This is a genomic window from Streptomyces sp. NBC_00461 (assembly GCF_036013935.1).
Taxonomy (GTDB): Bacteria; Actinomycetota; Actinomycetes; order Streptomycetales; family Streptomycetaceae; genus Streptomyces.
The window spans coordinates 4,558,610-4,579,110 of record NZ_CP107902.1; the positions used below are offsets into that span (position 1 = coordinate 4,558,610).

The 20,501-nt window shown below is 69.3% G+C and carries 23 protein-coding genes and 1 tRNA gene; 9 read left to right on the forward strand and 15 right to left on the reverse strand.

Features of this window, described 5'->3' with window-relative positions:
- Nucleotides 1–25: 25 nt before the first annotated feature.
- The gene (locus OG870_RS21250) at nucleotides 26–1,432 is read right to left on the reverse strand and encodes an NAD(P)/FAD-dependent oxidoreductase (RefSeq protein WP_266839748.1); all 1,407 of its coding nucleotides are present in this window, start codon (nucleotides 1,430–1,432) and stop codon (nucleotides 26–28) included.
- A gap of 10 nt (nucleotides 1,433–1,442) precedes the next feature.
- A complete protein-coding gene (locus OG870_RS21255) occupies nucleotides 1,443–2,099 on the reverse strand; it encodes a rhomboid-like protein (protein ID WP_266516785.1) in 657 nt (218 codons plus the stop codon).
- On the opposite strand from OG870_RS21255, the gene OG870_RS21260 reads away from it, so the two are divergent.
- Both OG870_RS21260 and OG870_RS21265 read left to right on the forward strand, forming a co-directional pair.
- Nucleotides 2,098–3,012 carry an aminoglycoside phosphotransferase family protein gene (locus OG870_RS21260; RefSeq protein WP_405624534.1) on the forward strand — a complete coding sequence of 305 codons (915 nt, stop codon included), beginning with the start codon at nucleotides 2,098–2,100 and terminating at the stop codon, nucleotides 3,010–3,012. The two genes, OG870_RS21255 and OG870_RS21260, sit on opposite strands and share 2 nt — an antisense overlap.
- Nucleotides 3,013–3,031: 19 nt before the next feature.
- Entirely contained in the window at nucleotides 3,032–3,514 is a 483-nt protein-coding gene (locus OG870_RS21265; RefSeq protein WP_266583520.1) for a GNAT family N-acetyltransferase, read from the forward strand.
- Between the two features lie 111 nt (nucleotides 3,515–3,625).
- Here OG870_RS21265 and OG870_RS21270 read toward each other — a convergent pair whose 3' ends face one another.
- On the reverse strand, nucleotides 3,626–3,907 hold the full coding sequence (locus OG870_RS21270; protein ID WP_266516793.1) for a hypothetical protein: 282 nt from the start codon (nucleotides 3,905–3,907) through the stop codon (nucleotides 3,626–3,628).
- Nucleotides 3,908–3,980: 73 nt separating this feature from the next.
- On the reverse strand, nucleotides 3,981–4,712 hold the full coding sequence (locus tag OG870_RS21275; protein WP_266583518.1) for a hypothetical protein: 732 nt from the start codon (nucleotides 4,710–4,712) through the stop codon (nucleotides 3,981–3,983).
- 426 nt (nucleotides 4,713–5,138) lie between these two features.
- Between OG870_RS21275 and OG870_RS21280 the strand changes: the two genes are divergently transcribed.
- From OG870_RS21280 to OG870_RS21290, 3 genes are all read left to right on the forward strand, one after another.
- The gene (locus OG870_RS21280) at nucleotides 5,139–5,606 is read left to right on the forward strand and encodes a hypothetical protein (RefSeq protein WP_266516796.1); all 468 of its coding nucleotides are present in this window, start codon (nucleotides 5,139–5,141) and stop codon (nucleotides 5,604–5,606) included.
- 218 nt (nucleotides 5,607–5,824) lie between these two features.
- Complete coding sequence (locus OG870_RS21285) at nucleotides 5,825–6,121, forward strand: hypothetical protein (protein ID WP_266516798.1); 297 nt, start codon at nucleotides 5,825–5,827, stop codon at nucleotides 6,119–6,121.
- Between the two features lie 246 nt (nucleotides 6,122–6,367).
- Nucleotides 6,368–6,685, forward strand: coding sequence for a hypothetical protein (locus tag OG870_RS21290; protein ID WP_266516801.1), 318 nt, complete (start codon nucleotides 6,368–6,370; stop codon nucleotides 6,683–6,685).
- A 129-nt stretch (nucleotides 6,686–6,814) separates the two neighbouring features.
- On the opposite strand, the gene OG870_RS21295 is transcribed toward OG870_RS21290, so the two are convergent.
- From OG870_RS21295 to OG870_RS21310, 4 genes are all read right to left on the reverse strand, one after another.
- Nucleotides 6,815–7,180 carry a hypothetical protein gene (locus tag OG870_RS21295; RefSeq protein WP_266516804.1) on the reverse strand — a complete coding sequence of 122 codons (366 nt, stop codon included), beginning with the start codon at nucleotides 7,178–7,180 and terminating at the stop codon, nucleotides 6,815–6,817.
- Between the two features lie 243 nt (nucleotides 7,181–7,423).
- Nucleotides 7,424–7,777 carry a hypothetical protein gene (locus OG870_RS21300; RefSeq protein ID WP_266516807.1) on the reverse strand — a complete coding sequence of 118 codons (354 nt, stop codon included), beginning with the start codon at nucleotides 7,775–7,777 and terminating at the stop codon, nucleotides 7,424–7,426.
- A 334-nt stretch (nucleotides 7,778–8,111) separates the two neighbouring features.
- A complete protein-coding gene (locus tag OG870_RS21305) occupies nucleotides 8,112–8,486 on the reverse strand; it encodes a hypothetical protein (RefSeq protein WP_266516809.1) in 375 nt (124 codons plus the stop codon).
- 202 nt (nucleotides 8,487–8,688) lie between these two features.
- Entirely contained in the window at nucleotides 8,689–8,946 is a 258-nt protein-coding gene (locus OG870_RS21310; RefSeq protein ID WP_266516811.1) for a hypothetical protein, read from the reverse strand.
- Nucleotides 8,947–9,294: 348 nt separating this feature from the next.
- On the opposite strand from OG870_RS21310, the gene OG870_RS21315 reads away from it, so the two are divergent.
- Nucleotides 9,295–10,719, forward strand: coding sequence for a condensation domain-containing protein (locus OG870_RS21315; protein WP_266516814.1), 1,425 nt, complete (start codon nucleotides 9,295–9,297; stop codon nucleotides 10,717–10,719).
- A gap of 57 nt (nucleotides 10,720–10,776) precedes the next feature.
- Here OG870_RS21315 and OG870_RS21320 read toward each other — a convergent pair.
- Nucleotides 10,777–10,850: transfer RNA gene (locus tag OG870_RS21320), tRNA-Thr, on the reverse strand.
- Nucleotides 10,851–11,066: 216 nt separating this feature from the next.
- On the opposite strand from OG870_RS21320, the gene OG870_RS21325 reads away from it, so the two are divergent.
- The 3 genes from OG870_RS21325 to OG870_RS21335 all read left to right on the forward strand — a co-directional run bounded on the left by OG870_RS21325 (nucleotide 11,067) and on the right by OG870_RS21335 (nucleotide 13,733).
- Entirely contained in the window at nucleotides 11,067–12,206 is a 1,140-nt protein-coding gene (locus OG870_RS21325; RefSeq protein ID WP_266516816.1) for an ABC transporter ATP-binding protein, read from the forward strand.
- Nucleotides 12,207–12,441: 235 nt separating this feature from the next.
- Nucleotides 12,442–12,897 (forward strand): hypothetical protein, encoded by a 456-nt coding sequence (locus OG870_RS21330; RefSeq protein ID WP_266516819.1) that lies wholly within the window; start codon nucleotides 12,442–12,444, stop codon nucleotides 12,895–12,897.
- A 104-nt stretch (nucleotides 12,898–13,001) separates the two neighbouring features.
- Nucleotides 13,002–13,733 carry a nucleotidyltransferase family protein gene (locus OG870_RS21335; protein WP_266516822.1) on the forward strand — a complete coding sequence of 244 codons (732 nt, stop codon included), beginning with the start codon at nucleotides 13,002–13,004 and terminating at the stop codon, nucleotides 13,731–13,733.
- A gap of 295 nt (nucleotides 13,734–14,028) precedes the next feature.
- Here the strand turns inward: OG870_RS21335 and OG870_RS21340 are convergent, their stop codons facing one another.
- The 6 genes from OG870_RS21340 to OG870_RS21365 form a co-directional block, all read right to left on the reverse strand.
- Complete coding sequence (locus OG870_RS21340) at nucleotides 14,029–15,669, reverse strand: DoxX family membrane protein (protein ID WP_266583516.1); 1,641 nt, start codon at nucleotides 15,667–15,669, stop codon at nucleotides 14,029–14,031.
- A gap of 117 nt (nucleotides 15,670–15,786) precedes the next feature.
- Nucleotides 15,787–16,728, reverse strand: coding sequence for a 23S rRNA (guanosine(2251)-2'-O)-methyltransferase RlmB (rlmB, locus tag OG870_RS21345; protein ID WP_266516828.1), 942 nt, complete (start codon nucleotides 16,726–16,728; stop codon nucleotides 15,787–15,789).
- Nucleotides 16,729–16,837: 109 nt separating this feature from the next.
- Nucleotides 16,838–18,235 (reverse strand): cysteine--tRNA ligase, encoded by a 1,398-nt coding sequence (gene cysS / locus OG870_RS21350; protein ID WP_266516831.1) that lies wholly within the window; start codon nucleotides 18,233–18,235, stop codon nucleotides 16,838–16,840.
- 76 nt (nucleotides 18,236–18,311) lie between these two features.
- Complete coding sequence (ispF, locus tag OG870_RS21355; protein WP_266516834.1) at nucleotides 18,312–18,809, reverse strand: 2-C-methyl-D-erythritol 2,4-cyclodiphosphate synthase; 498 nt, start codon at nucleotides 18,807–18,809, stop codon at nucleotides 18,312–18,314.
- The gene (gene ispD, locus OG870_RS21360) at nucleotides 18,799–19,563 is read right to left on the reverse strand and encodes a 2-C-methyl-D-erythritol 4-phosphate cytidylyltransferase (RefSeq protein WP_266516837.1); all 765 of its coding nucleotides are present in this window, start codon (nucleotides 19,561–19,563) and stop codon (nucleotides 18,799–18,801) included. Before ispD ends, ispF begins: the two co-directional genes overlap by 11 nt.
- Nucleotides 19,564–19,850: 287 nt before the next feature.
- Nucleotides 19,851–20,333, reverse strand: coding sequence for a CarD family transcriptional regulator (locus tag OG870_RS21365; RefSeq protein ID WP_003953493.1), 483 nt, complete (start codon nucleotides 20,331–20,333; stop codon nucleotides 19,851–19,853).
- Between the last annotated feature and the right edge of the window lie 168 nt (nucleotides 20,334–20,501).

The following is a 20,501-nucleotide window of genomic DNA, read 5'->3' on the forward strand; positions in this document are numbered from 1 at the left end:
GCCGCTGCCGCCTCCGGCACCGCTCTCAGTGCCGCCCGGCCACCCGGTCGGCGATCCGCGCCAGCCGCGACGACTCCACGCTGTGGCTGCTGCGCTCCCGCTGGTCGGCCGCCCGATAGGTGAGGTACAGCCCCTGCACCCCGAGCCACCGCAAGGGCTCCGGCTCCCACTTGCGCACCTTGTGCCCGACCCACGGCAGATCGGTCAGCCCGGTCCGCCCGCCCTGTCCCGAGTCGAGCTGCACCAGATCCCGAAGTGTCCGCGCCGCGAGATTCGTCGTGGCCACGCCCGACCCCACATACCCACCGGCCCAGCCCAGCCCGGTCGTCCGGTCCAGCGTCACCGTCGCGCACCAGTCCCGGGGCACCCCGAGCACCCCCGACCAGGCATGCCCGACCCGCACCCCGGCGAGCGAGGGGAAGAAGCGCACGAGGATCTCCCTGAGCGCCTCGATCGTCGCCTCCTGCGTCCGCCCGTCGTTGTCGGTCCTCGACCCGAAGCGGTACGGCACCCCGCGCCCACCGAGCGCGATCCGCCCGTCGGCCGTGCGCTGCGCGTACATGTACGCGTGCGCCATGTCCCCCAGCGTCTCCAGCCCGTCCCACCCCACCGACTCCCACTGCTCGTCGGTGAGCGGCTCGGTCGCGATCATCGAGGAGTTCATCGGCAGCCAGGTGCGCCGATGCCCCTTCAGACCGGCGGTGAATCCCTCCGTGCAGCGCAGCACATACGGCGCCCGGACCGTCCCGTACGGAGTCACCGCGTGCTTCGGCCGGATCTCCGTCACAGGCGTCGACTCGTGAATGACCACCCCGAGTGCCTCGACGACCCTCGCCAGCCCCTTCACCAGCTTCACCGGATGCAGCCGCGCCCCGTGCGGGGTCCACGTCGAACCGACCGCGCCCGCGACCCGGATCCGCTCGGCCGTCCCACCGGCGTCGTACAGCTCACGGTCCTTCTCGCCGTACGACAGCTCGTGCGCGTGAAAGTCCTTCAGCCGCGCCAACTGGGCCGGCGTGGTGGCGACTTCGAGCACCCCGCCCTTGTGCAGGTCGGCCTCGATGCCCTCTTCCCGCGCCACCCTCACGACCTCGTCGACGGTGTCGTTCATGGCCTTCTGCAGCCCTACGGCGGCCTCGTGCCCGTGCAGCCTCGCGTACCGGTCGCGACCCGCGATCCCGTTGTACAGCCAGCCGCCGTTGCGCCCCGAGGCCCCGTATCCGCAGAACTTCTGCTCCAGGACGGTGACGCGGAGGAAGGGGGCCGCCTTCTTCAGGTAGTACGCGGTCCACAATCCCGTGTACCCGCCCCCGACGATCACGACGTCCGCGGACGCGTCACCGCCGAGCGGCTCCCGCACCGCGGGGGGGCCGTCGTCCGCGTACCAGAAGGAGATCCCGCCGTTCACGACACTGCTCGCCGAGCTGCTCATGGCCGGAAAGCTAATCCCTCAGGGCGGCCACTGTCTCCTTCGGATTCCATGCTTTTCCACGCCCTCTGACCAGCGGATAGCACGCCAGCCCGATCAGCACGGAGAGGAGGTGCCCGAAGTCGGTGAAGGTCGGCGATGACACGAACGGAACCCCGTACACGGCCAGCACGCCCGCCAGATACAGATACCGCCAGGGCGCCGCGATCCGGTACGTCAGCACCGCCACCACTCCGGCGAGCGCGTAACTCACCCCGATGTCGAGGGAGTTGACCGCCGAGTGCGGCACCATCCCGTCCCGGACCGCCTTCAGCAGCGCCCCCTCACTGATCAGCGTCGCCAGCACGTGCGCGGCCACACACACCATCAGCCAGCGCAGCGTCCCCAGCCAGCGCTCGGCCTGCGCATGGAACACCGTGTAGAGGAAGACGTACGGGAACCAGTGGCCGCCGTCGATCCACATCGCGCTCTGCACCAGCACCCGCGTCGGGTCGCTCGACAGCTCGTGGATGTTGGTGGACCGCTGCCGCAGGAACTCCTGCTCGAACTCCGGTGACATGTGGTGCAGCGCGACGGTGGTCACGAACAGGATGGCCAGCCAGACATACGTGCCGGGGGCGGAGCGGACGTAGGCCCACACCTTCTCTCCGAGCCCCCGGTCAATTCGCATGAAGCGATTCACGCACGCCAGTATCGTCGGTCGGGTGATCGACATCCCGAGCGAACTGGCTGCGGCACAGGCGGAGTACAACGGCGAGGCGGGTCGGGCCTTCATCGCGGCGCTGCCGGACCTGGCGGAGGAGTTCCTCCACCGCTGGGAGCTACGACTGGACGGGCGCCCCATGCACGGAGTCACCGCCCTCGTCCTGCCCGTCGTCCGCGCGGACGACACCCCGGCCGTGCTCAAGCTGCAGCTGCTGGACGAGGAGAGCGACGGTGAGCCCGTCGCCCTGCGCCTGTGGGACGGCGACGGCGCGGTCCGCCTCCTCGACCACGACGAGACGACCCACACCATGCTCCTGGAGCGCCTCGACCACACCCGCATGCTCTCCGCGCTCCCCAGCTCCCGCGAGGCCGTCCTGGTCATCGCCCACCTGCTCGCCCACCTCAGCGCCATGCCGGCCCCGAAGGGCATGCGCCGCCTCGGCGACATCGCCCAGGCCATGCTGGACCGCACCCCGTGGGCGCTGGAGCGCATCCCGGACCCCGACACCCGCCGCCTGGTCGCGGACGGCGCGGCCGCCGTACGGGAGGTCGTGGACGAACCCGGCGACCGCCTCCTGCACTGGGACCTGCACGACGAGAACGTCCTCGCCTCGGACCGCGCCCCCTGGCTCGCCATCGACCCCAAACCCCTGGCCGGCGACCCGGGCTTCGAGCTCTGGCCGGCGCTCGACAACAACTTCGACGCCGACGAGATCCGCTGGCGCTTCGACGCCATGACCGACGTGCTCGGCCTGGACCGCGCCCGCGCGCGGGCCTGGACCCTGGGCCGCCTCCTGCAGAACACCCTCTGGGACGTCGAGGACGGCCGCCCGGCGGAGCCCCGCCGACTGGAAATCGCACGACGCCTGCGCGATTAGCCCAGCTAGCCTCCCCTCTATGATCCGCACCGCGACCCCGGCCGACATCCCCGTCATCCACGCCTTGATCCGCGAACTGGCCGACTACGAGAAGGTCCCGCACGAGGCGAAGGCCACCGAGGCCCAGCTCCACGAGGCCCTCTTCGGCGAGCACCCCGCCGCCTACGCCCACATCGCGGCCGACGACACCACCGGCGACCCGGTCGGCTTCGCGCTCTGGTTCCTGAACTTCTCCACCTGGCGCGGCGTCCACGGCATCTACCTCGAAGACCTCTTCGTCCGCCCCACCGCCCGAGGCGCCGGCCACGGCAAGGCCCTCCTCACCGAACTGGCCCGCATCTGCGTGGAGCGCGGCTACGAACGTCTCGAATGGGCCGTCCTGAACTGGAACACCCCGACCATCGCCTTCTACGACTCCCTCGGCGCCCGCCCGCAGAACGAGTGGACGGTGTACCGGCTGACGGACGACCCCCTCACCGAGCTTGCCGGACAGGGCAACTGACTCCCGCCCGGCCATGCGAAAGCCCAGGCCGGATCGCTCCTGGCCTGGGCTTTGAGCCACCCCTGCGGGAGGGCGGCGAGGGTCTCGCGGAGAAGGGTGTGATGCGGCCGCTCAGAGGGCCTTGCTGTTGCAGCCCATGTCCGAACCGAGGTGGTGGTCCTGCGCGCCCGGGTTGCCTTCACCGTTCAGCGCGTTGCCCAGCACGCCGTTGAGGGCGCCGACGCTGCCGAGAACGTCGATGTTCATGTCGTGCGAACGACATTCGATGCCCTGCGAGATCTCGAAGCCGTCGTGCCCCGGCTCGCCGTGCGCGAAGGCGGGCCCGGCGCCGAAGGATCCGATGCTGCCGAGGACGGCGGCGCCCACGACGGCGGCCTTCTGAAGCTTGCGCATTTCTTCTCCATTGATCGAGCGAAAGTGATCTGCAGCAGATCGGGTTGAGACGGAGGACAACCGACGACGGCCGTCAGCCGAGTCGCGGCAGACCCAACTGACCGACGGGCGGCGCCGCGACCTGTCCAAGGCCGAGCCCGGGCACCTGCGGCGCGCTGGCCGGCGAGATCAGCGGGTTGATGAGCGGGTTCACCTCGGGGTTCACCTGCGGGTTGACCTGCGGGGCGACCCGCGGCGGGGGCTCCGGGTTGAAGACCTGCGGCACGGCAACCTGGGGGGCGACCTGCGGAGTGACCTGCGGCGCCGTCTGCGGGGCGACCTGCGGCACGACCTGCGCCGGCTGCTGCTGCGGAGCGGCCTGCTGGGGAGCGTACGACGGCGCACCGGCCTGCGCGGTGCCACCGGACGAGGCGAAGGCGGAGGCCTGACCGATCTGCGGCGCGGGCGCCGGAGCGGCCTGCATCATCGGCTGGGCGTACGGCTGCGGACCGGACTGCGCGCTGCCCGCCGCGGAGGTCGCGGCCGTGGCCTGCTGCTGGGGCGCCGGGTAGTACTGAGGAGCAGGTGCCGCGGCCGGCTGGTAGTACTGCGGAGGGGGCGCCTGGTACTGGGGCGCCGGGGCGGGCTGGTAGTACTGGGGAGCAGGCGCCGGAGCTGCGGCCTGAGGTGCCGGGTAGTAGGGAGCGGGCACCGGAGCAGCACCGGGATACCCGCCGTAAGAGTCGGCGTGGCTGACGCCGGCACCGATGGCGGACAGACCGCCGGCCGCCGCTACGACGAGCGCGGCCTTGTGAAGCTTTCGCATGGAACCCTCGGCCCTTCAATACCTGTACAGGGAAATCCGTTGTATTCAGTGCAGTCGTGCGTGCGCTCAGTCTGATGTTCACACTGCGCACCAACAGGGTTAATCCTGGGCTGTCTTGTGGACTTCACGCCGGAGGCGACAGCGGATCCCGTCGTCCCTCTCACCGATTCACGTCCGCTGTTCTCTCCCAGCTGGCAACGACATTTCATCGGTCCCGGTCACGGCATACAAAAGCCCGTCACCCGTTTGGCATCGATCGGATGAACAGCCCGCCGGTCGACGATTCACTCCGCTGGCAAATGGGTGACCCCGCCCCGACTCCCGTGACTGGGCCCGCACTTATGTCGTTCCCCACTGGGTCAGAGCAATGATGCATCGCCGCATTTCAGTACGTTCCATGCACGTCAATGAAGGGCCGAGGGTTTCATGCGCAAGTTCCAGCACGTCGCGCTCGTAGCAGCAGCGGCCGGCGGTCTGTCGGCCATCGGCGTCGTCCCAAGCTTCGCCGACGCCCCCGCCGCGTACAACGCCGCTCCGCCGCCCGCTCCACAGCAGGGGGTTCAGGCCGCGTCCTGGACCGGCTCGCAGGCCACCGCCCACACCTACGGCTCGCCCGCTCAGCAGCAGGCGCTCCCGCAACGCGGTGCCGATGTCAGCCCGCAGGTCAACCCGCAGGTGAGCCCGAAGCTCAGCCCGCAGCTGACCCCGCAGCCCGCCGCGGCGCAGTCCGGCGCGGTGGAGCAGAACAACCTCTTCCGTCCCTACCAGGAGTGCAGCCCGCAGAACCTGCTGAACGCGAATCTCCCGGTCGCCGTGCTCGCCGCCGCCGAGACCAAGGGCGTCAACTGCGGGCAGTCCAACAGCCAGGCGAACGCCCTCGCCAAGGCCCACTAGAGCCACGGGACCAGCGGATACCCACACCCGGCACGGGCCCTTCGAGGGAGTTCCAGAAGGGCCCGCCAGAAGGCGATACGGCTTCAGGGTGCTTCTACGACAAGATCACACGACACGGCGCGTCGGTGGTCGATTTGCCCATATTTCCTATTAATCTCCGTGACTGTACGAAGTCGATCTGGCACAGATCGCATCCACTTCACTCCACCGGAGATGACATGCACAAGCTTCGCAAGGCTGCCGTTCTGGTCGCTGCCATCAGCAGCGTCGCGCTCCTCGGTGCCGGCACCGCCTCGGCCGGCGAGGGCGGCCGTGACGGGGGCAAGGGCGGCGACCAGCGCACCAACGTTCTGCAGAGCTCCAACTGCAAGTCGCACGACCTGAACCTGGACGTCCTCGGCCAGGTCGGACTGCTCAACGGCCTGCTGGGCAACGCGCTCAACGGCGAGGGCAACCCCGGCGCCCAGGACACCCACATCGGCTCGAGCATGGGCTGCAACAACAGCGCGTTCTAGTCGCATGACGGTCGCATAGCGGCCAAGCGGGAATCAGGTCCCGGCACCGAGCGCGGAGCTCGGTGCCGGGACCCCCTTTTTCCCGGTTTTCCCGGGCGGGAAATATCCCGCCTTCGACCAAGGCAGTGATGGCGTTCCGAATACGGCGTGCCGCACGGTTTTTGACGGATATTTCGTATTAGCCTCCGTAACTACACGAAGTCGATCTGTCACAGATCGCATCCACTTCACTCCACCGGAGATGACATGCACAAGCTTCGCAAGGCTGCCGTCCTGGTCGCTGCACTCGGCAGCGTCGGACTTCTGAGCGCCGGCGCCGCCCACGCCGACCAGGGCGGCTGGGGTTCGGGCTCGGGCGAAGGTGGCAGTCGTGGCGGCTCCTCTGCCTTCAGCGTCCTGCAGAGCAGCACCTGCAGGTCGCACGACGCCAACGTCGACGTCCTCGGTCAGGTCGGCATCCTCAACGGCCTGGGCGGCAACCTGCTGAACGGCGAAGGCAACGCGGGCGCGCAGTCGACCTCGCTGGGCTCGAACATGGGCTGCAACAACAGCGTCGGCAAGTAAGTCACAAACCTTCCTCGGTGCCCCGGCCCACAGGCCGGGGCACCGAGGCTTTGATGTGCCAGGAACGCCAGAATGCCGGATCGGGATCCATCCCCGATCCGGCATTCGCCGTTCGCACCCGGTCGCGCCTCAGAACTCGATATGAGGGCGAGTGATGTGAGGCCGCTTGAAACCCTTGGGCAGCGGCGTCGTGTTGGAGCATTCCACGACCGGACCGACGTTCGTGGATCCCGTGTCCAGCATGCTGTCCTCGGGCAGCACCACCCGCGGCCGGTAGATGGTCGAGCAGTTCTGCGCCTGCTTGACGACGTACGTGCCGTCCTTGCCCTTGTGGACGGTCTCGGTCTTGTGCACGCAGGTGGTTTCACCCACGGCCGTGGTCTTGCAGTCGCCCGGGGACCCGTCGGCGTGTGCCTGCGCGGCACCGCCGACGTAGACCAGGGCGAGACTCCCGATGAGGCCTGTGACGGTTGCGATCTTCTGCCGACTGACCATGCGTGGTGCTCCCTTGCAGTCGAGGCCCGGGCGCCGATGCCGTCGATCGGCGTGCGCCCGAGCCTTGGGGTGAAATGCGGAAACCGGCGCCTGACGCGTCATCAAACGCATCCGGCGACGGCATTGGCGCAGCCCGGACGCGCACCGTGATGGTTTTGCCGCGCGTCCGGGCTGCCATTGCTTTGTGAGGGGTGTTGCTACGGGGCCCGCTGAAGCCTGCGCACCGGGCCCTCGGCGCTTCCTTTACTTGGTGCCGTACGGGGCGGCGTACTGGCCGTAACCGGCCTGCGGCGCGGCGTAGCCCGTCTGCGGTGCGGCGTAGCCGGTCTGCGGGGCCGCGTAGCCGGTCTGCGGGGCCGCGTAGTAGCCCGTCTCCGGCGCGTAGTTGGAGCCGTTCGTGGGCGCGAAGGACGGGGCCGCCTGCGGAGCGGCCTGCGTGCCGTACGGGGCGCCCGACGTCGCGATGGCGTTGGCCTGCGACGACGCCACCGCGGTGACCCCACCGTCGTAGCCGCCGGCGCTGCTGACGCCGGCGCCGAGAGCGGACAGCCCGGCGACCGCTGCGACTACGACCGCGACCCGCTGGAACTTGCGCATAGTTAGACCCTTCCCTAGCTGGGCATGACGCCCTTGCTTGACTACTTAATGTGAGCATATACACACGTAGCGTAGCCATTTGGGACATTCCGCCCTTCTATGCGCCGTGTCGGCCTATGGCGAGGCACCTTTCGTCCGCCAAGCGTTTTCCCTGTGGAAACGACGCTTCCCCCAGGCCAAGTCACGGGCCCCGAAAGGCAGTCACCCATTTGCCCGCCGACGCGTCGCTGCTCGCGCGCACACCAAAACAGCGGACGGCCGGTCCAGGTCACCCCGGTCCGGCCGTCCGCCGCTTGGAAGTTGAGGAAGGCGTCGGAAATCCGCCCCCCGAGGATCAGCTCAGCAGGCCGCCAGGCAGCTCGAATCCGCCTTCGCCCTTATCGGCCTGGTCGGCCTGGTCGGCCACCGGGGTCGCGCCGGGGTTGCAGGTCACCTCGGGACCGATCCGCGTGGACCCGTTGTTCAGAAGGGGGATGACAGGCAGCTGCATGGGCTTCACCGGCGTACAGGTCGACGCCTTGCGGATGGTGAAGCCTCCGCCTTCGGGCATTTCGCCGGTGACCCGCTGGACGCAAGTGACGTCGCCGGAGAGGCTGACGGAGCAGGCGCCCGGGTCCGCCGCAGCGTGGGCCTGGGTGACACCGACACCGGTCACCGCGAGGCCACAGAGAAGCCCCGAGACGGCCGCGATCTTCTTCCTACTGAACATGGATCCGTTTCCTTTGTTCCCTGGGAATGTCGGAAAGTGAAGGGCTGACCTGATCGATGCACCGAATCTCAGAGCCGTCGTAGGCGCATACGGGTCAGACGAGCGGCCTCTCGCTCCGCGCCGCCACACGTCAACGGGCCCCTTCGGGGGGTGACCCCCGAGGGGCCCGCGGAAGGCGTCGCGCAGGACCTGGCCGCCGACTTCAGCCAGTGAAGGCGTTGTTGAACTGGCCGCAAGTGGTGTCGAAGGTCTCGGAGAGACCCAGTACGCCGATCGGCAGGTCGCCCTCGGCCACCGTCTGCGGGCTGCACTCCTGGTAGGGGCGGTAGTGCTCGGCCACCTTCGGCACACTGTCGTGGCCGTGGTCGTGGGCGTAGGCGGTACCCGCACCGGCACCGATGGCGGACAGCCCGCCGGCCGCCACTGCCGCTGCGATCATGGCCTGTTGAAGCTTGCGCATGGAACCCTCGGTCCTTCATTGCCTGGATGTCGAGGCGGATTGCCTACTGTGACTGCACGAACACTATCAGTTACAACACGGTATTCCGCACTCCCGGAAATCCCGTGTCCAAGCGGGGACATGAGGGCATGAAGACTCACCGCGCTTTCAGGCACGACCTGTTCGTATGCTGAAAAGCCTGAATCGGCGCCACAGGATGTCCGGCAGACCGATTGGCTCACATCCGCCGATCACTCAATCCACTCAAAAGTGGGAACACATCATGTTCCGGGTATCTCCTTTCGCGGTCGCGGCATTCCCTTGATCGGGTCCGCCCGATCCGGGCTCCAACTGCGAACGGAGACGCCCGTGCGAATGACCGACATCCAGCGTTGCGAGGTCCGGCCCGGACGGCTTGTCGAGTGGGCGCTCAGTCCGGCGACGATCGCGGCCGCCGCGGACCTTCCGGCCGACCCCCGCCCGCCGGCGTACGTCCAGGAAGGGCACATCAGGACCGCCCGATCCGTGCGGGAGGACGGTCTGTTCGTGCCAACCTGGCTCGGTACCGCCTTCGACATCCCGGGCGCTGTCGACCTCGACGCGCTGGAGGTCGCACTGCGTGGCTGGACCCTGCGGCACGAGACGCTGCGCAGCGGATTCCGCTGGGCGGGCGACGACATGCACCGCTTCACCCTCGCCCCCGAGGCGGTGTCGCTGCAGCGTGAGGAGGTCGGCGACTTCCCCGACGCGGACGCGCTGGTCCAGCGCCTCCAGGACCGCTTCGACGCCGCCGCGAACGCGCTGAGCTGGCCCAACTTCCTCTACGCGGCGGTCATCAGGGACGACAGCACCAGCGTGTACGTTGGCTTCGACCACAGCAACGTCGACGCCTACTCCATCCAACGCATCCCGGCCGAGATCCACGAGCTCTACGCGGCAGCAGTCGAGGGCCGTCCCGTGGAGGAGCCGCCGGTCGGCAGCTACGTCGACTTCTGCGAGATCGAGCGCGCGGACGCCGACCGGATCGACGGCACCCACGCGATCGTCGCCCGCTGGCGGGAGTTCATCCAGCGCTGCAACGGCAAACTGCCCAACTTCCCCGTCGAACTGGGCCTTGAGCCCGGTGGGCCACTGCCCACGCAGAAGCTGATGCGCGAGATGCTCGTCGACGCGGACGCCGCCGCCGCGTTCGAGGCGTACTGCCGGCCCTTCGGCGGCAGCCTCGTCGGAGTCCTGGCCGCCACCAGCCTCATCGTCCACGAGATCGGCGGACAGCCCGTCTACCGGGCCGTCGTTCCCTTCCACACCCGAGTGAAGTCCAAGTGGTCCAACTCCGTGGGCTGGTACGTCGGCGGCGCACCCGTCGAGGTCGCCATCGACCAGGCGCCCGACTTCACCGCCGCCCTGAAGGTCGTGCGCGCCGAACTGCAGGCCAACCGGTCGCTGGCCCGCATGCCGCTGGCCCGGGTACTGCGCCTGCTCGGTGCGGACTTCCGGCCGACCTCGCCCGACCTGTACTCGATCGTCTCGTTCGTGGACGCCCGCGGGATCGCCGGGGCGGAGCGCTGGGACGAGCTTTCGGCCTACGGACTCGTCAGGGTGTCGTACGGCGACCAGGTCTGCGTCTGGCTGAACCGGCTCCACGAGGGCCTGTGGTTCACCTGCCGCTACCCCGACACCGACATCGCGTACAAGAACATGCAGCTCTACGTCGAGCGGCTGCGGGACGTCATCCTCACCGTGGCCCGCGAACAACGCGCCACGGAACTCGCGGCACACGGTCTCGCCGGATGACCGACAAACACAGCAGGCCCCGCCGGCGGTGACGCGGGCGGGGCCTGCTGTTCGACGAGCCCCCTGTCGGATTCGAACCGACGACCTTCGCTTTACAAGAGCGGCGCTCTGACCAGCTGAGCTAAGGAGGCCTACGCACGTGCGTCACGTACGTGCCCGTGCAGTGTACCCAGGTCCCAGAGGCCCCCTGTCGAAAATTTCCGCGAAGTTCACAGGCCCGAAGCTACTGACAGATCGGGCAAACGCCAGGTACCGTCCTGAGCCAGTTCACTCTCGTGGACTACACCACCACCTTCCTACAACGGATCGTCCGGCACGTTCCTGCCGGTAGAAGGGGGCCCTTCATCATGGCCACTGTTTCGTTCGACAAGGCGACCCGGATCTACCCGGGCACCGAGAAGCCCGCCGTCGATGGTCTGGAGATCGAGGTCGGGGACGGCGAGTTCCTCGTCCTCGTCGGTCCGTCCGGCTGCGGCAAGTCCACCTCGCTCCGCATGCTCGCGGGGCTCGAGGACGTGAACGGCGGCGCCATCCGCATCGGTGACCGCGACGTCACGCACCTGCCGCCGAAGGACCGGGACATCGCCATGGTGTTCCAGAACTACGCGCTGTACCCGCACATGACCGTCGCCGACAACATGGGCTTCGCGCTCAAGATCGCCGGCGTCAACAAGGCGGAGATCCGCAAGAAGGTCGAAGAGGCCGCGAAGATCCTCGACCTGAGCGACTACCTGGACCGCAAGCCGAAGGCGCTCTCCGGTGGTCAGCGCCAGCGTGTCGCCATGGGTCGCGCCATCGTGCGTGAGCCGCAGGTCTTCCTCATGGACGAGCCGCTGTCCAACCTGGACGCCAAGCTCCGCGTGTCCACCCGTACGCAGATCGCGTCGCTGCAGCGCCGTCTCGGCATCACCACCGTCTACGTCACCCACGACCAGGTCGAGGCCATGACGATGGGCGACCGTGTGGCCGTACTCAAGGACGGTCTGCTCCAGCAGGTCGACTCCCCGCGCAACATGTACGACCGCCCGGCCAACCTCTTCGTCGCCGGCTTCATCGGCTCCCCGGCCATGAACCTGGTCGAGGTGCCGATCACCGACGGCGGTGTGAAGTTCGGCAACAGCGTCGTCCCGGTCAACCGTGACGCGCTGAAGGCCGCCACCGACAAGGGCGACCGCACGGTCACCGTGGGTGTCCGCCCCGAGCACTTCGACATCGTCGAGGAGAACGGCGGCGGTGTCGCCGCGTCCCTGACGAAGGACACCGAGGACAAGCCGGCCGGTCTCGCGGTCTCCGTCAACGTCGTCGAGGAGCTCGGCGCCGACGGTTACGTCTACGGCACCGCCGAGGTCGGCGGCGAGACGAAGGACCTGGTCGTCCGCGTCGAGGGCCGCCGGGTGCCGGAGAAGGGCGCCACGCTGCACGTCGTGCCGCGCCCGGGCGAGACCCACGTGTTCTCGACCTCCACGGGCGAGCGCCTCACCGACTGAGGCCAGTTGGCCGACCGGCAACTCCCGAAACGCCCATCCCGGGTAATTCACCCAGGTTGACGAAGAGGGCCCCGTAAACCACTGCGGGGCCCTTTTCCATGTCGACAAATACCCCGACAGATCGGTCATTTCGAGCAGCGTGCGTCAACCTCGTACCCCATCCGAGTCACCTCTTCATCCCCCGAACCGGTGACTAAATGTCGCCAAATCATCACCGGGCGCTACTCTCACTCGGGTGAAGCACTCCACTAACGAACAGACGCGACGTGGCCGGGGCCCCGCCCGCCGGATCGGCCGCTCGCTCGCCCTTGTCCTGCCCGTCGTCCTGGTGCTTTCCGGGACCCTCGCGGTCACCCGAGTGAACTGGACGGGGAACCCCTCGAACTCGGTCCTGACCGCCTCTGACGCCTCCGACATCACCTCGGACGCCAAGGCGCTCCACCGCGCCCCGCAGGACGTGCTGCGCGACAAGCTCCTGGCCGAGCTCCAGGAGAACGACCCGGGCGTGGTGCTCACGCACCTCCAGCAGGCGGTGAACCAACGCCCGTCACTCGCCAAGCACTGCGCGTCCATCGCCCGCGCCGTGGGCCGCGCCGCCGTCCGCGTGTACGGCCCGACGCGCGCCCAGTCCTACGCCCGCCCGGTCTGCGACACGTCGTTCGCCTCGGGCGTCGCGACCGCGCACATCTGAGACCCGCCCCTCCTCCACCGCCGATGGTTCGGAGGAGGGTAACGGCTGATTAAGGAACGGTTGCCGGCTCCGGCCGTGGGCGGGCAGCGCCGTACAGTTCGGTCATGACCGATCCGAACGCCGCTTCCCGCCCCGTTCAAGCCGTCGTCCTGGCCGGTGGCCAGGGCTCCCGGCTGCGTCCCTACACCGACGACCGGCCCAAGCCGATGGTCGAGATCCCCGGGACGGGGACTCCGATCATCGGCCATCAGCTTGTCTGGCTGGCCGACGAGGGCGTCACGGACGTGGTGGTCAGCTGCGGCCATCTCGCCGAGGTCCTGCAGGACTGGCTGAAGTCGTCCGACCTGCCGGTGAAGGTCACCACGGTCGTGGAGACGGAACCGCTCGGGCGTGGTGGCGGGTTGAAGTACGCCGCCGCGCATCTCCCGCACCCGGACCGGCCCTGGTACGCCACCAACGGCGACATCTGGACCCGCTTCTCGCTGCGCGACATGGCGGACTTCCACGCGGAGCGCGACGCGGTGGCGACGCTGGCCCTGGCCCGCCCGCGCATCCCCTGGGGCGCCGTGCAGACGGACGGCTTCGGGCACATCACGGACTTCATAGAGGCGCCGCCGTCGACGTTCGAGATCAACGCGGGGGTGTACGTCTTCTCCCCCGAGTTCGCCGGTCTGCTCCCGGAGCGCGGCGATCACGAGCGTACGACGTTCCCGCATCTGGCCCGTGAGCGGCGCCTTGCCGGTTTCCCGCTCCCTCAGGGCTCCTACTGGCGTGCCATCGACACGGCGAAGGATCTGACCGAAGCGGCGAAGGAGCTGGCCGCTCTGGGGCGGTGAGGGCTTGGGGGGCGGGCGGTTTTTGGCTGCCTGGTTAGTGGGGGCTGATCGCGCAGTTCCCCGCGCCCCTTGCGGGGCATTGCGGCGGCGTATGTCGAAAGGGCCCCGCACATTGGTCGTGCGGGGCCCCTTCCTATCGGGTGCGGCCGGCCCGGCAAGAGGATCGTCATGCGGCTGCGGCCCGGTGGGGGCTGATCGCGCAGTTCCCCGCGCCCCTTGCGGGGCGTTGCGGCGCTGGGCGTTGAAGGGGCCCCGCACCTTTGTGGTGTGGGGCCCCTTTCGTTGGGTGGCTTGGCTAGCCCAAGAGGCCGCCTACCAGGCCCGAGTCGCCGGAGGATGAGCCTCCGGAGCCGGTGCCGCCGGTTGAGCCGGTGCCGCCTGTGGCGCCGCCCGAGGTGGGGCCGGCGCTGGTGCTGGGGGCACCGCCGGTCGGGGAGGACTGCTGGGGCGGGGTCTGGCCCGCCGTGCCCTGGGTCTGACTGGGCGCGCCGCCGGTCGCGGTGGCACCCGGCGTCGTCGCCGCGCCGGACGGAGTGGAACCGGCGGTGGCGCCCTGGGTGGGTGCGTTCGAGGCCGACGGCGACTGGCTGTGCCGCTTGTTCGGCTTCTGCGGGAGCGGAGAGCCCGGCAGTTCGTTGCGCGGAGCCTCGCCGGGCCCGGGGACGATCACGCGGTCGGCGTCGCGGACCGCACCGCCGAGCAGCGAGCCGACGAGCAGCGTGATGCCCGTCACGATCGCCGTGACGAGGGCGCCGCGGCGCAGGACGTAGCGGCGCAGCTCCCAGATGTCGGAGCCGGGACCGAGGCGCCGCCAGGCGCCGCCCGCGAGGCGGCCGTCGACGGAGTAGACGGGGGCGCCGGCGATGATCAGCGGTGACCAGGCGGCGAGGTAGATGATGTCGGGGGCGTCATAGGCGGGAACGGTCTTCCAGCTGACGGTGACGATGAGCGCGGCGGAGAGCAGGGCGCCGAAGACGGCGGCGACGCGCTGCCAGCAGCCGAGGACCGTGAGGACGCCTACGACGACCTGTGCGAAGGCGATGACTAGGCCGGAGCCGACAGGGTGCTGGAGGGCGAACTGGCGCAGCGGCTCGGCGACTTCCCACGGGTGCAGGGTGTTGAGCCACTTGACCATGGAGCCGCGCTTGCCGCCGTCGAAGTAGACGGGGTCGCACAGCTTGCCCATGCCGGCGTAGATGGAGATGAAGCCGAGGAAGATGCGGAGGGGGAGCAGGACGACGCCGAGGTTCATCCGGCGGCCGGGGTAGTACGCGTGCCGCGCCGGGTCGTCGCCGTGGCGCTTGGCCGGCCGGCCGGTGTCGTCGTCCGCCTCTTCCGAGTCGTCGAAGTCCTCGAACTCCTCGGCGCCGTAAGCCTGTTCCTCCTCGTATGCGCTGCCGACGGTGCGCATGTGGGGGAGCAGGCGGGTGCCGCCGGTGTCGTCGTGGTAGCTGCGCTGGGCGCCGACGACCCGGGTCTCGACGGTCTGCTCCAGCTCGTCGTAGACCTTGTCGTAGTCGCCGGCCTCGACGCGGGGGATGACCTGGGTGGCTCCGGCATCGGCGGAGGATTCCTCGCCGTGCCGGACGCTGCCGCCCCGTACGGCCTGGAGCAGGCGGTGCGCGCCCGTGTCGTCGGGGGCGGACCTGCCGCTCCAGACGACGGGCCGACGCCGGGCGCCCACGGCCGCCCCCGCTCTGCCCGCGGCGGCGCCGACGGGTACCCGGGCGCCGTCCTGGGTGGCGCTCAAATGCCGTGCGATCCGCGGCGACTGGGTGCGCGTCGAGGCGCCCAGCATCACGCGGAAGCTCGCATGATTGACGATGACCTGCGCTGGATCGCTCGGCACCTTCACCATGCTCAGCGCGGGAGCGTCATCGAATCCCGACGGGCCGTCCCCCGTGGGTGTGCGGGGTGTTCTGGTGTCCACGCTCATCTAACCGAGTGACGTGCGGTTAGGACACTGCCTTGACTCGCCGGATGTGTCCGGATCGCGTCAAGCTTGTCCTGGACAGCCAGATTGCCCCGTACGAGTGAAGATGCGGACGTGCGTTCAGCCGCGCCGACGCGACGCCTCGTACAGCACAACTCCCGCCGCCACGCCCGCGTTCAGCGACTCCGTCCCACCCGGCATCGGGATCCGGACCCGGAAGTCGCAGGTCTCGCCGACGAGTCGGGACAGGCCCTTGCCCTCACTGCCGACGACGATGACGACCGGGCCCGCCAGGGCCGCCAGCTCGCCGACCTCGGCCTCTCCGTCGGCCGCGAGGCCGACGATCGCGATGCCCTGCTTCTTGTACGCCTCCAGGGCGCGCGTCAGGTTGGTGGCGCGGGCGACCGGCGTGCGGGCGGCAGCGCCGGCGGACGTCTTCCAGGCACCGGCGGTCATGCCGGCCGCGCGCCGCTCCGGTACGAGGACGCCGTGGCCGCCGAAGGCGGAGACGGACCGGACGACGGCACCGAGGTTGCGCGGGTCGGTCACGCCGTCCAGGGCGACGATCAGCGGGTCCTCGCCCTCGTCGTAGGCGGCGTTCGCGAGGTCCTCGGGGTGGGCGTACTCGTACGGCGGGACCTGGAGGACGAGGCCCTGGTGGTTGAGGCCGTTGGTCATGCGGTCGAGCTCGGGGCGCGGCGCTTCCATGAGGTTGATGCCGCCGCGCTCGGCGGCGAGCTGCAGCGCCTCGCGGACCCGCTCGTCGTTGTCGATGAACTGCTGGACGTAGAGGGTGCTCGCGGGCACGCCCTCACGCAGCGCCTCGACGACCGGGTTGCGGCCGACGACCAGTTCGGAGGACGACTTGCCACCGCGGCCGCGGGGCGCGGGGCGGCGTGCGGCCTGCTTCGCCTTGGCGTTCGCGATGCGGTTCGCCTTGTGCTTCTTGCGCATCTCGGCGGGCGGGGTGGGGCCCTTGCCTTCCAGGCCCTTGCGCCGCTGGCCGCCACTGCCGACCTGCGCGCCCTTCTTGCCGGACATGCGGCGGTTGTTGGCTGCCATGACCTACCTGTCTGCTCTGTGAAGGAGTGAAGCGTGTGTTCGTACGTCTATGAAGTGTGCCGCCCGGAGACCCGGACGGCACAATCGATCTTCTGATCAGCTGCTGGGCTCAGCGCGGGCCGAGGCTCCAACGCGGGCCCTGCGGGCCGTCCTCGATGTCGAGGCCCGACTGGTTGAGCTGGTCGCGGATGGCGTCCGCGGTGGCCCAGTCCTTGCGGGCGCGGGCGGCCTCGCGCTGGTCGAGGACCAGACGTACGAGGCTGTCGACGACGCCGTGCAGGTCCTCGCCGCGGTCGGTCTCGCCGGCCCAGTGCGGGTCGAGGGGGTCGAGCCCGAGGACGCCGAGCATGGCGCGCACCTCGGCGAGGCGGGCCACAGCGGCTTCCTTGTCGTCGGCGGCGAGGGCCGAGTTCCCCTGCCGGACGGTCGTGTGCACGATCGCGAGGGCCTGCGGCACGCCCAGGTCGTCGTCCATCGCCTCGGCGAACGCGGGCGGCACCTCGGCGGACGGCTCGACGGCACCTGCCTTCTCCACCACCCGCTGCACGAAGCCCTCGATCCGCGCGAACGCCGACTCGGCCTCGCGCAGCGACTCCTCGCTGTACTCGATCATCGAGCGGTAGTGCGGCGTACCGAGGTAGTAGCGCAGCACGATGGGGCGCCACTGCTTGACCATCTCGGAGACCAGGACGCTGTTGCCGAGCGACTTGGACATCTTGTCGCCGGCCATGGTCACCCAGGCGTTGTGCACCCAGTACCGGGCGAACTCGTCGCCGTAGGCCTTGGCCTGGGCGATCTCGTTCTCGTGGTGCGGGAAGATCAGGTCGAGGCCGCCGCCGTGGATGTCGAAGGCGGTGCCGAGGTATTTGTGCGCCATCGCCGAGCACTCCAGGTGCCAGCCGGGACGCCCGCGGCCCCACGGGGTCGCCCAGGTCGGCTCGCCGGGCTTGGCGGACTTCCACATGGCGAAGTCGCGCGGGTCGCGCTTGCCGGTCTCGCCGACGCTCGCGGGTTGCTGGAGGTTGTCGAGCTCCTGCCGGGACAGCTCCAGGTAGCCCGGGAAGGAGCGCACGTCGAAGTAGACGTTCCCCTCCGACTCGTACGCGTGACCGCGCTCGATGAGGCCCTGCATCATCTCGACCATCTCGGTCACATGGCCGGTGGCCCGCGGCTCGTACGTCGGCGGGAGGCAGCCGAGCGCGGTGTAACCGTCGTTGAACGCGCGCTCGTTCTCGTACCCGATCGACCACCACGGGCGGCCCTGCTCGGCCGCCTTCGCGATGATCTTGTCGTCGATGTCCGTGACGTTCCTGATGAAGGTCACGTCGTAGCCGCGGTAGTCGAACCAGCGGCGCATGATGTCGAAGTTGAGGCCCGAGCGGATGTGCCCGATGTGGGGTGCGGCCTGCACGGTGGCACCACAGAGGTAGATCGAGACACAGCCCGCTGCGAGCGGGACGAAGTCACGGATCTGCCGGGCGTTGGTGTCGTACAGGCGAATAGTCACGACACCTAGGGTAGTGGGCGCAAGGGGGTGCGTGGAGCAGTCCCTTGTTTGTCGCGCCCCCGTCCGGTCGGGCCACTTATCCCACTCGTACGACCAATGCGGTCGCCACTGCCATCAGGCCCTCGTCGCGACCCGGAAAGCCCAGGCCGTCCGTGGTCGCTCCCGATACCGACACCGGGGCCCCGGCCGCCTCCGACAGGAGTTTCTGGGCCTCGTCGCGGCGCTTGCCGATCTTCGGGCGGGGGCCCACGACCTGTACGGCGATGTTGCCGATACGGAAGCCGGCCTCGCGGACGATCCGGGCGGCCTCCGTCAGCAGCGTGATGCCGGACGCGCCGGACCATTCGGGACGCCCGGTGCCGAAGTGCTGCCCGAGGTCACCGAGCCCCGCGGCGGAGAACAGTGCGTTGCACGCGGCGTGCGCGACGACGTCCGCGTCGGAGTGGCCGGCCAGCCCCGGCCCCTCGCCCTCCCACTTCAGGCCCGCGCACCACAGCTCGCGGCCCTCCTCGAAGGCGTGGATGTCGGTGCCGATACCGACCTGGGGCAGCGGCGGAAGCGGCTCAGAAGCCATCGTTCAGCCTCCTGCGGGCCAGGACCGCCTCGGCCAGGACCAGGTCCAGCGGGCGCGTGACCTTGAAGGCCTCTTCGTGGCCGGGCACGAGGAGAACCGTCTTTCCGAGCCTCTCGACCATGCTGGCGTCGTCGGTGACGTCGTCGGTGACCTCTTCGTGGGCGCGGATCAGCGTGACCCGGTCGAAGCCCTGCGGGGTCTGCACGGCACGGAGGCGGGCGCGCACCGGGGTGGCCACCACCGGCTCCGGCTCACCCGGCACCGACGCCGGCTCGACCTCCTTGACGGTGTCGGCGAGGGGCAGCGCGGGCACGACGGCCGGCGCGCCCTCCCGTACGGCCTCGATCACCGCGTCCACCGTGTCCACCGGCACCAGCGGCCGCGCGGCGTCGTGCACCAGCACGATGTCGTAGTCGGGCGGCAGCGCGTCGAGACCGAGCTTCACGGACTCCTGGCGTGATTCGCCGCCCGGCACCACCAGGAAGTCCGTCCGCTCGGGCAGTGCGTGCGCGTCGAGCAGCGACTTGACCTCGGGGGCACCCTCGGGCGGTGCCACCACGACGACCAGGGAGACCGCGCGGGATGCGGCCATGGCGCGCACCGCGTGGATGAGCATGGGGGTTCCGCCCAGCGCGCGGAGCGCCTTGGGGGCGCCCGGACCGAGGCGTACGCCCCGGCCGGCGGCCGGGATCACGGCGGCCGTACGGGCCTTCGTGCGGTCTCCGACGGGCGAAGGACGCGAATCGTCAGACATCGGTTCCTGTCAGGTTTGTGTGCCGGCCCTGCGTGGGTATGGCCTGGGGAGTGCCGGGCGCGACGCCTTGACCGGACCCTTCCGTGACACCGGTCGAGCCAGCAGCCCGGGCCCGGCACGCCACACAGGGGTCCCAACCTCCCCGCACGTAGTTGTACGCACGGCGTTCGAGGACAAGCATGCCCGGGTACGAACATGCCGCAGCGCCCGGCGACAAAAATACGTCATCGGGCACCGCGGCATTTCGATGTACTGAGTGCTGAAGCGGGCTTACGCCTGCGTCAGGTTCAGGACGCGAGAACCTCGTCGAGCAGGGCCTCGGCCTTGTCCTCGTTCGTGTTCTCCGCGAGGGCGAGTTCGCTCACCAGGATCTGGCGGGCCTTGGCAAGCATCCGCTTCTCACCCGCGGACAGTCCGCGCTCACGCTCACGACGCCACAGGTCACGCACCACTTCCGCGACCTTGATGACATCACCGGAGGCGAGCTTCTCCAGGTTTGCCTTGTATCGACGCGACCAGTTCGTGGGCTCCTCGGCGTACGGCGCGCGCAGTACCTCGAAGACCCGGTCCAGCCCGTCCTGACCGACCACATCACGTACGCCGACGAACTCCGCATTGTCCGCTGGCACACGTACCGTCAGGTCACCCTGGGCGACCTTCAGCACCAAGTAGGTCTTGTCCACGCCTTTGATCTGGCGAGTTTCGATAGCCTCGATCAGCGCGGCCCCGTGATGGGGATAGACCACGGTGTCGCCAACCTTGAACGTCATGTGACAGGTACCCCTTCCGTGGCTATCCAGAGTAACACGGAAACTGCGGGTTCTGAATGGCGTTTTCGCAGGTCAGGGCATATCTCGGGGCTTGACAACTGCAACAGGAACGTGCTGCGCGGCCCGAGCGGAAGAAGGTATTCGCAGGTCGGAGCGGCTCTCCAGGGG

What these genes read in the sequence shown, in the direction of transcription:
- OG870_RS21335 (WP_266516822.1), top strand. Translation starts at nt 13,002, where the DNA reads ATGACCGATCCGAACGCCGCTTCCCGCCCCGTTCAAGCCGTCGTCCTG.
- OG870_RS21310 (WP_266516811.1), bottom strand. Translation starts at nt 8,946, where the DNA reads ATGCGCAAGCTTCAACAGGCCATGATCGCAGCGGCAGTGGCGGCCGGC.
- OG870_RS21265 (WP_266583520.1), top strand. Translation starts at nt 3,032, where the DNA reads ATGATCCGCACCGCGACCCCGGCCGACATCCCCGTCATCCACGCCTTG.
- OG870_RS21290 (WP_266516801.1), top strand. Translation starts at nt 6,368, where the DNA reads ATGCACAAGCTTCGCAAGGCTGCCGTCCTGGTCGCTGCACTCGGCAGC.
- OG870_RS21285 (WP_266516798.1), top strand. Translation starts at nt 5,825, where the DNA reads ATGCACAAGCTTCGCAAGGCTGCCGTTCTGGTCGCTGCCATCAGCAGC.
- OG870_RS21280 (WP_266516796.1), top strand. Translation starts at nt 5,139, where the DNA reads ATGCGCAAGTTCCAGCACGTCGCGCTCGTAGCAGCAGCGGCCGGCGGT.
- OG870_RS21295 (WP_266516804.1), bottom strand. Translation starts at nt 7,180, where the DNA reads ATGGTCAGTCGGCAGAAGATCGCAACCGTCACAGGCCTCATCGGGAGT.
- OG870_RS21260 (WP_405624534.1), top strand. Translation starts at nt 2,098, where the DNA reads ATGAAGCGATTCACGCACGCCAGTATCGTCGGTCGGGTGATCGACATC.
- OG870_RS21255 (WP_266516785.1), bottom strand. Translation starts at nt 2,099, where the DNA reads ATGCGAATTGACCGGGGGCTCGGAGAGAAGGTGTGGGCCTACGTCCGC.
- ispD (WP_266516837.1), bottom strand. Translation starts at nt 19,563, where the DNA reads ATGTCTGACGATTCGCGTCCTTCGCCCGTCGGAGACCGCACGAAGGCC.
- OG870_RS21340 (WP_266583516.1), bottom strand. Translation starts at nt 15,669, where the DNA reads ATGAGCGTGGACACCAGAACACCCCGCACACCCACGGGGGACGGCCCG.
- OG870_RS21275 (WP_266583518.1), bottom strand. Translation starts at nt 4,712, where the DNA reads ATGCGAAAGCTTCACAAGGCCGCGCTCGTCGTAGCGGCGGCCGGCGGT.
- OG870_RS21325 (WP_266516816.1), top strand. Translation starts at nt 11,067, where the DNA reads ATGGCCACTGTTTCGTTCGACAAGGCGACCCGGATCTACCCGGGCACC.
- OG870_RS21300 (WP_266516807.1), bottom strand. Translation starts at nt 7,777, where the DNA reads ATGCGCAAGTTCCAGCGGGTCGCGGTCGTAGTCGCAGCGGTCGCCGGG.
- OG870_RS21250 (WP_266839748.1), bottom strand. Translation starts at nt 1,432, where the DNA reads ATGAGCAGCTCGGCGAGCAGTGTCGTGAACGGCGGGATCTCCTTCTGG.
- ispF (WP_266516834.1), bottom strand. Translation starts at nt 18,809, where the DNA reads ATGGCTTCTGAGCCGCTTCCGCCGCTGCCCCAGGTCGGTATCGGCACC.
- OG870_RS21270 (WP_266516793.1), bottom strand. Translation starts at nt 3,907, where the DNA reads ATGCGCAAGCTTCAGAAGGCCGCCGTCGTGGGCGCCGCCGTCCTCGGC.
- OG870_RS21365 (WP_003953493.1), bottom strand. Translation starts at nt 20,333, where the DNA reads ATGACGTTCAAGGTTGGCGACACCGTGGTCTATCCCCATCACGGGGCC.
- OG870_RS21305 (WP_266516809.1), bottom strand. Translation starts at nt 8,486, where the DNA reads ATGTTCAGTAGGAAGAAGATCGCGGCCGTCTCGGGGCTTCTCTGTGGC.
- rlmB (WP_266516828.1), bottom strand. Translation starts at nt 16,728, where the DNA reads ATGGCAGCCAACAACCGCCGCATGTCCGGCAAGAAGGGCGCGCAGGTC.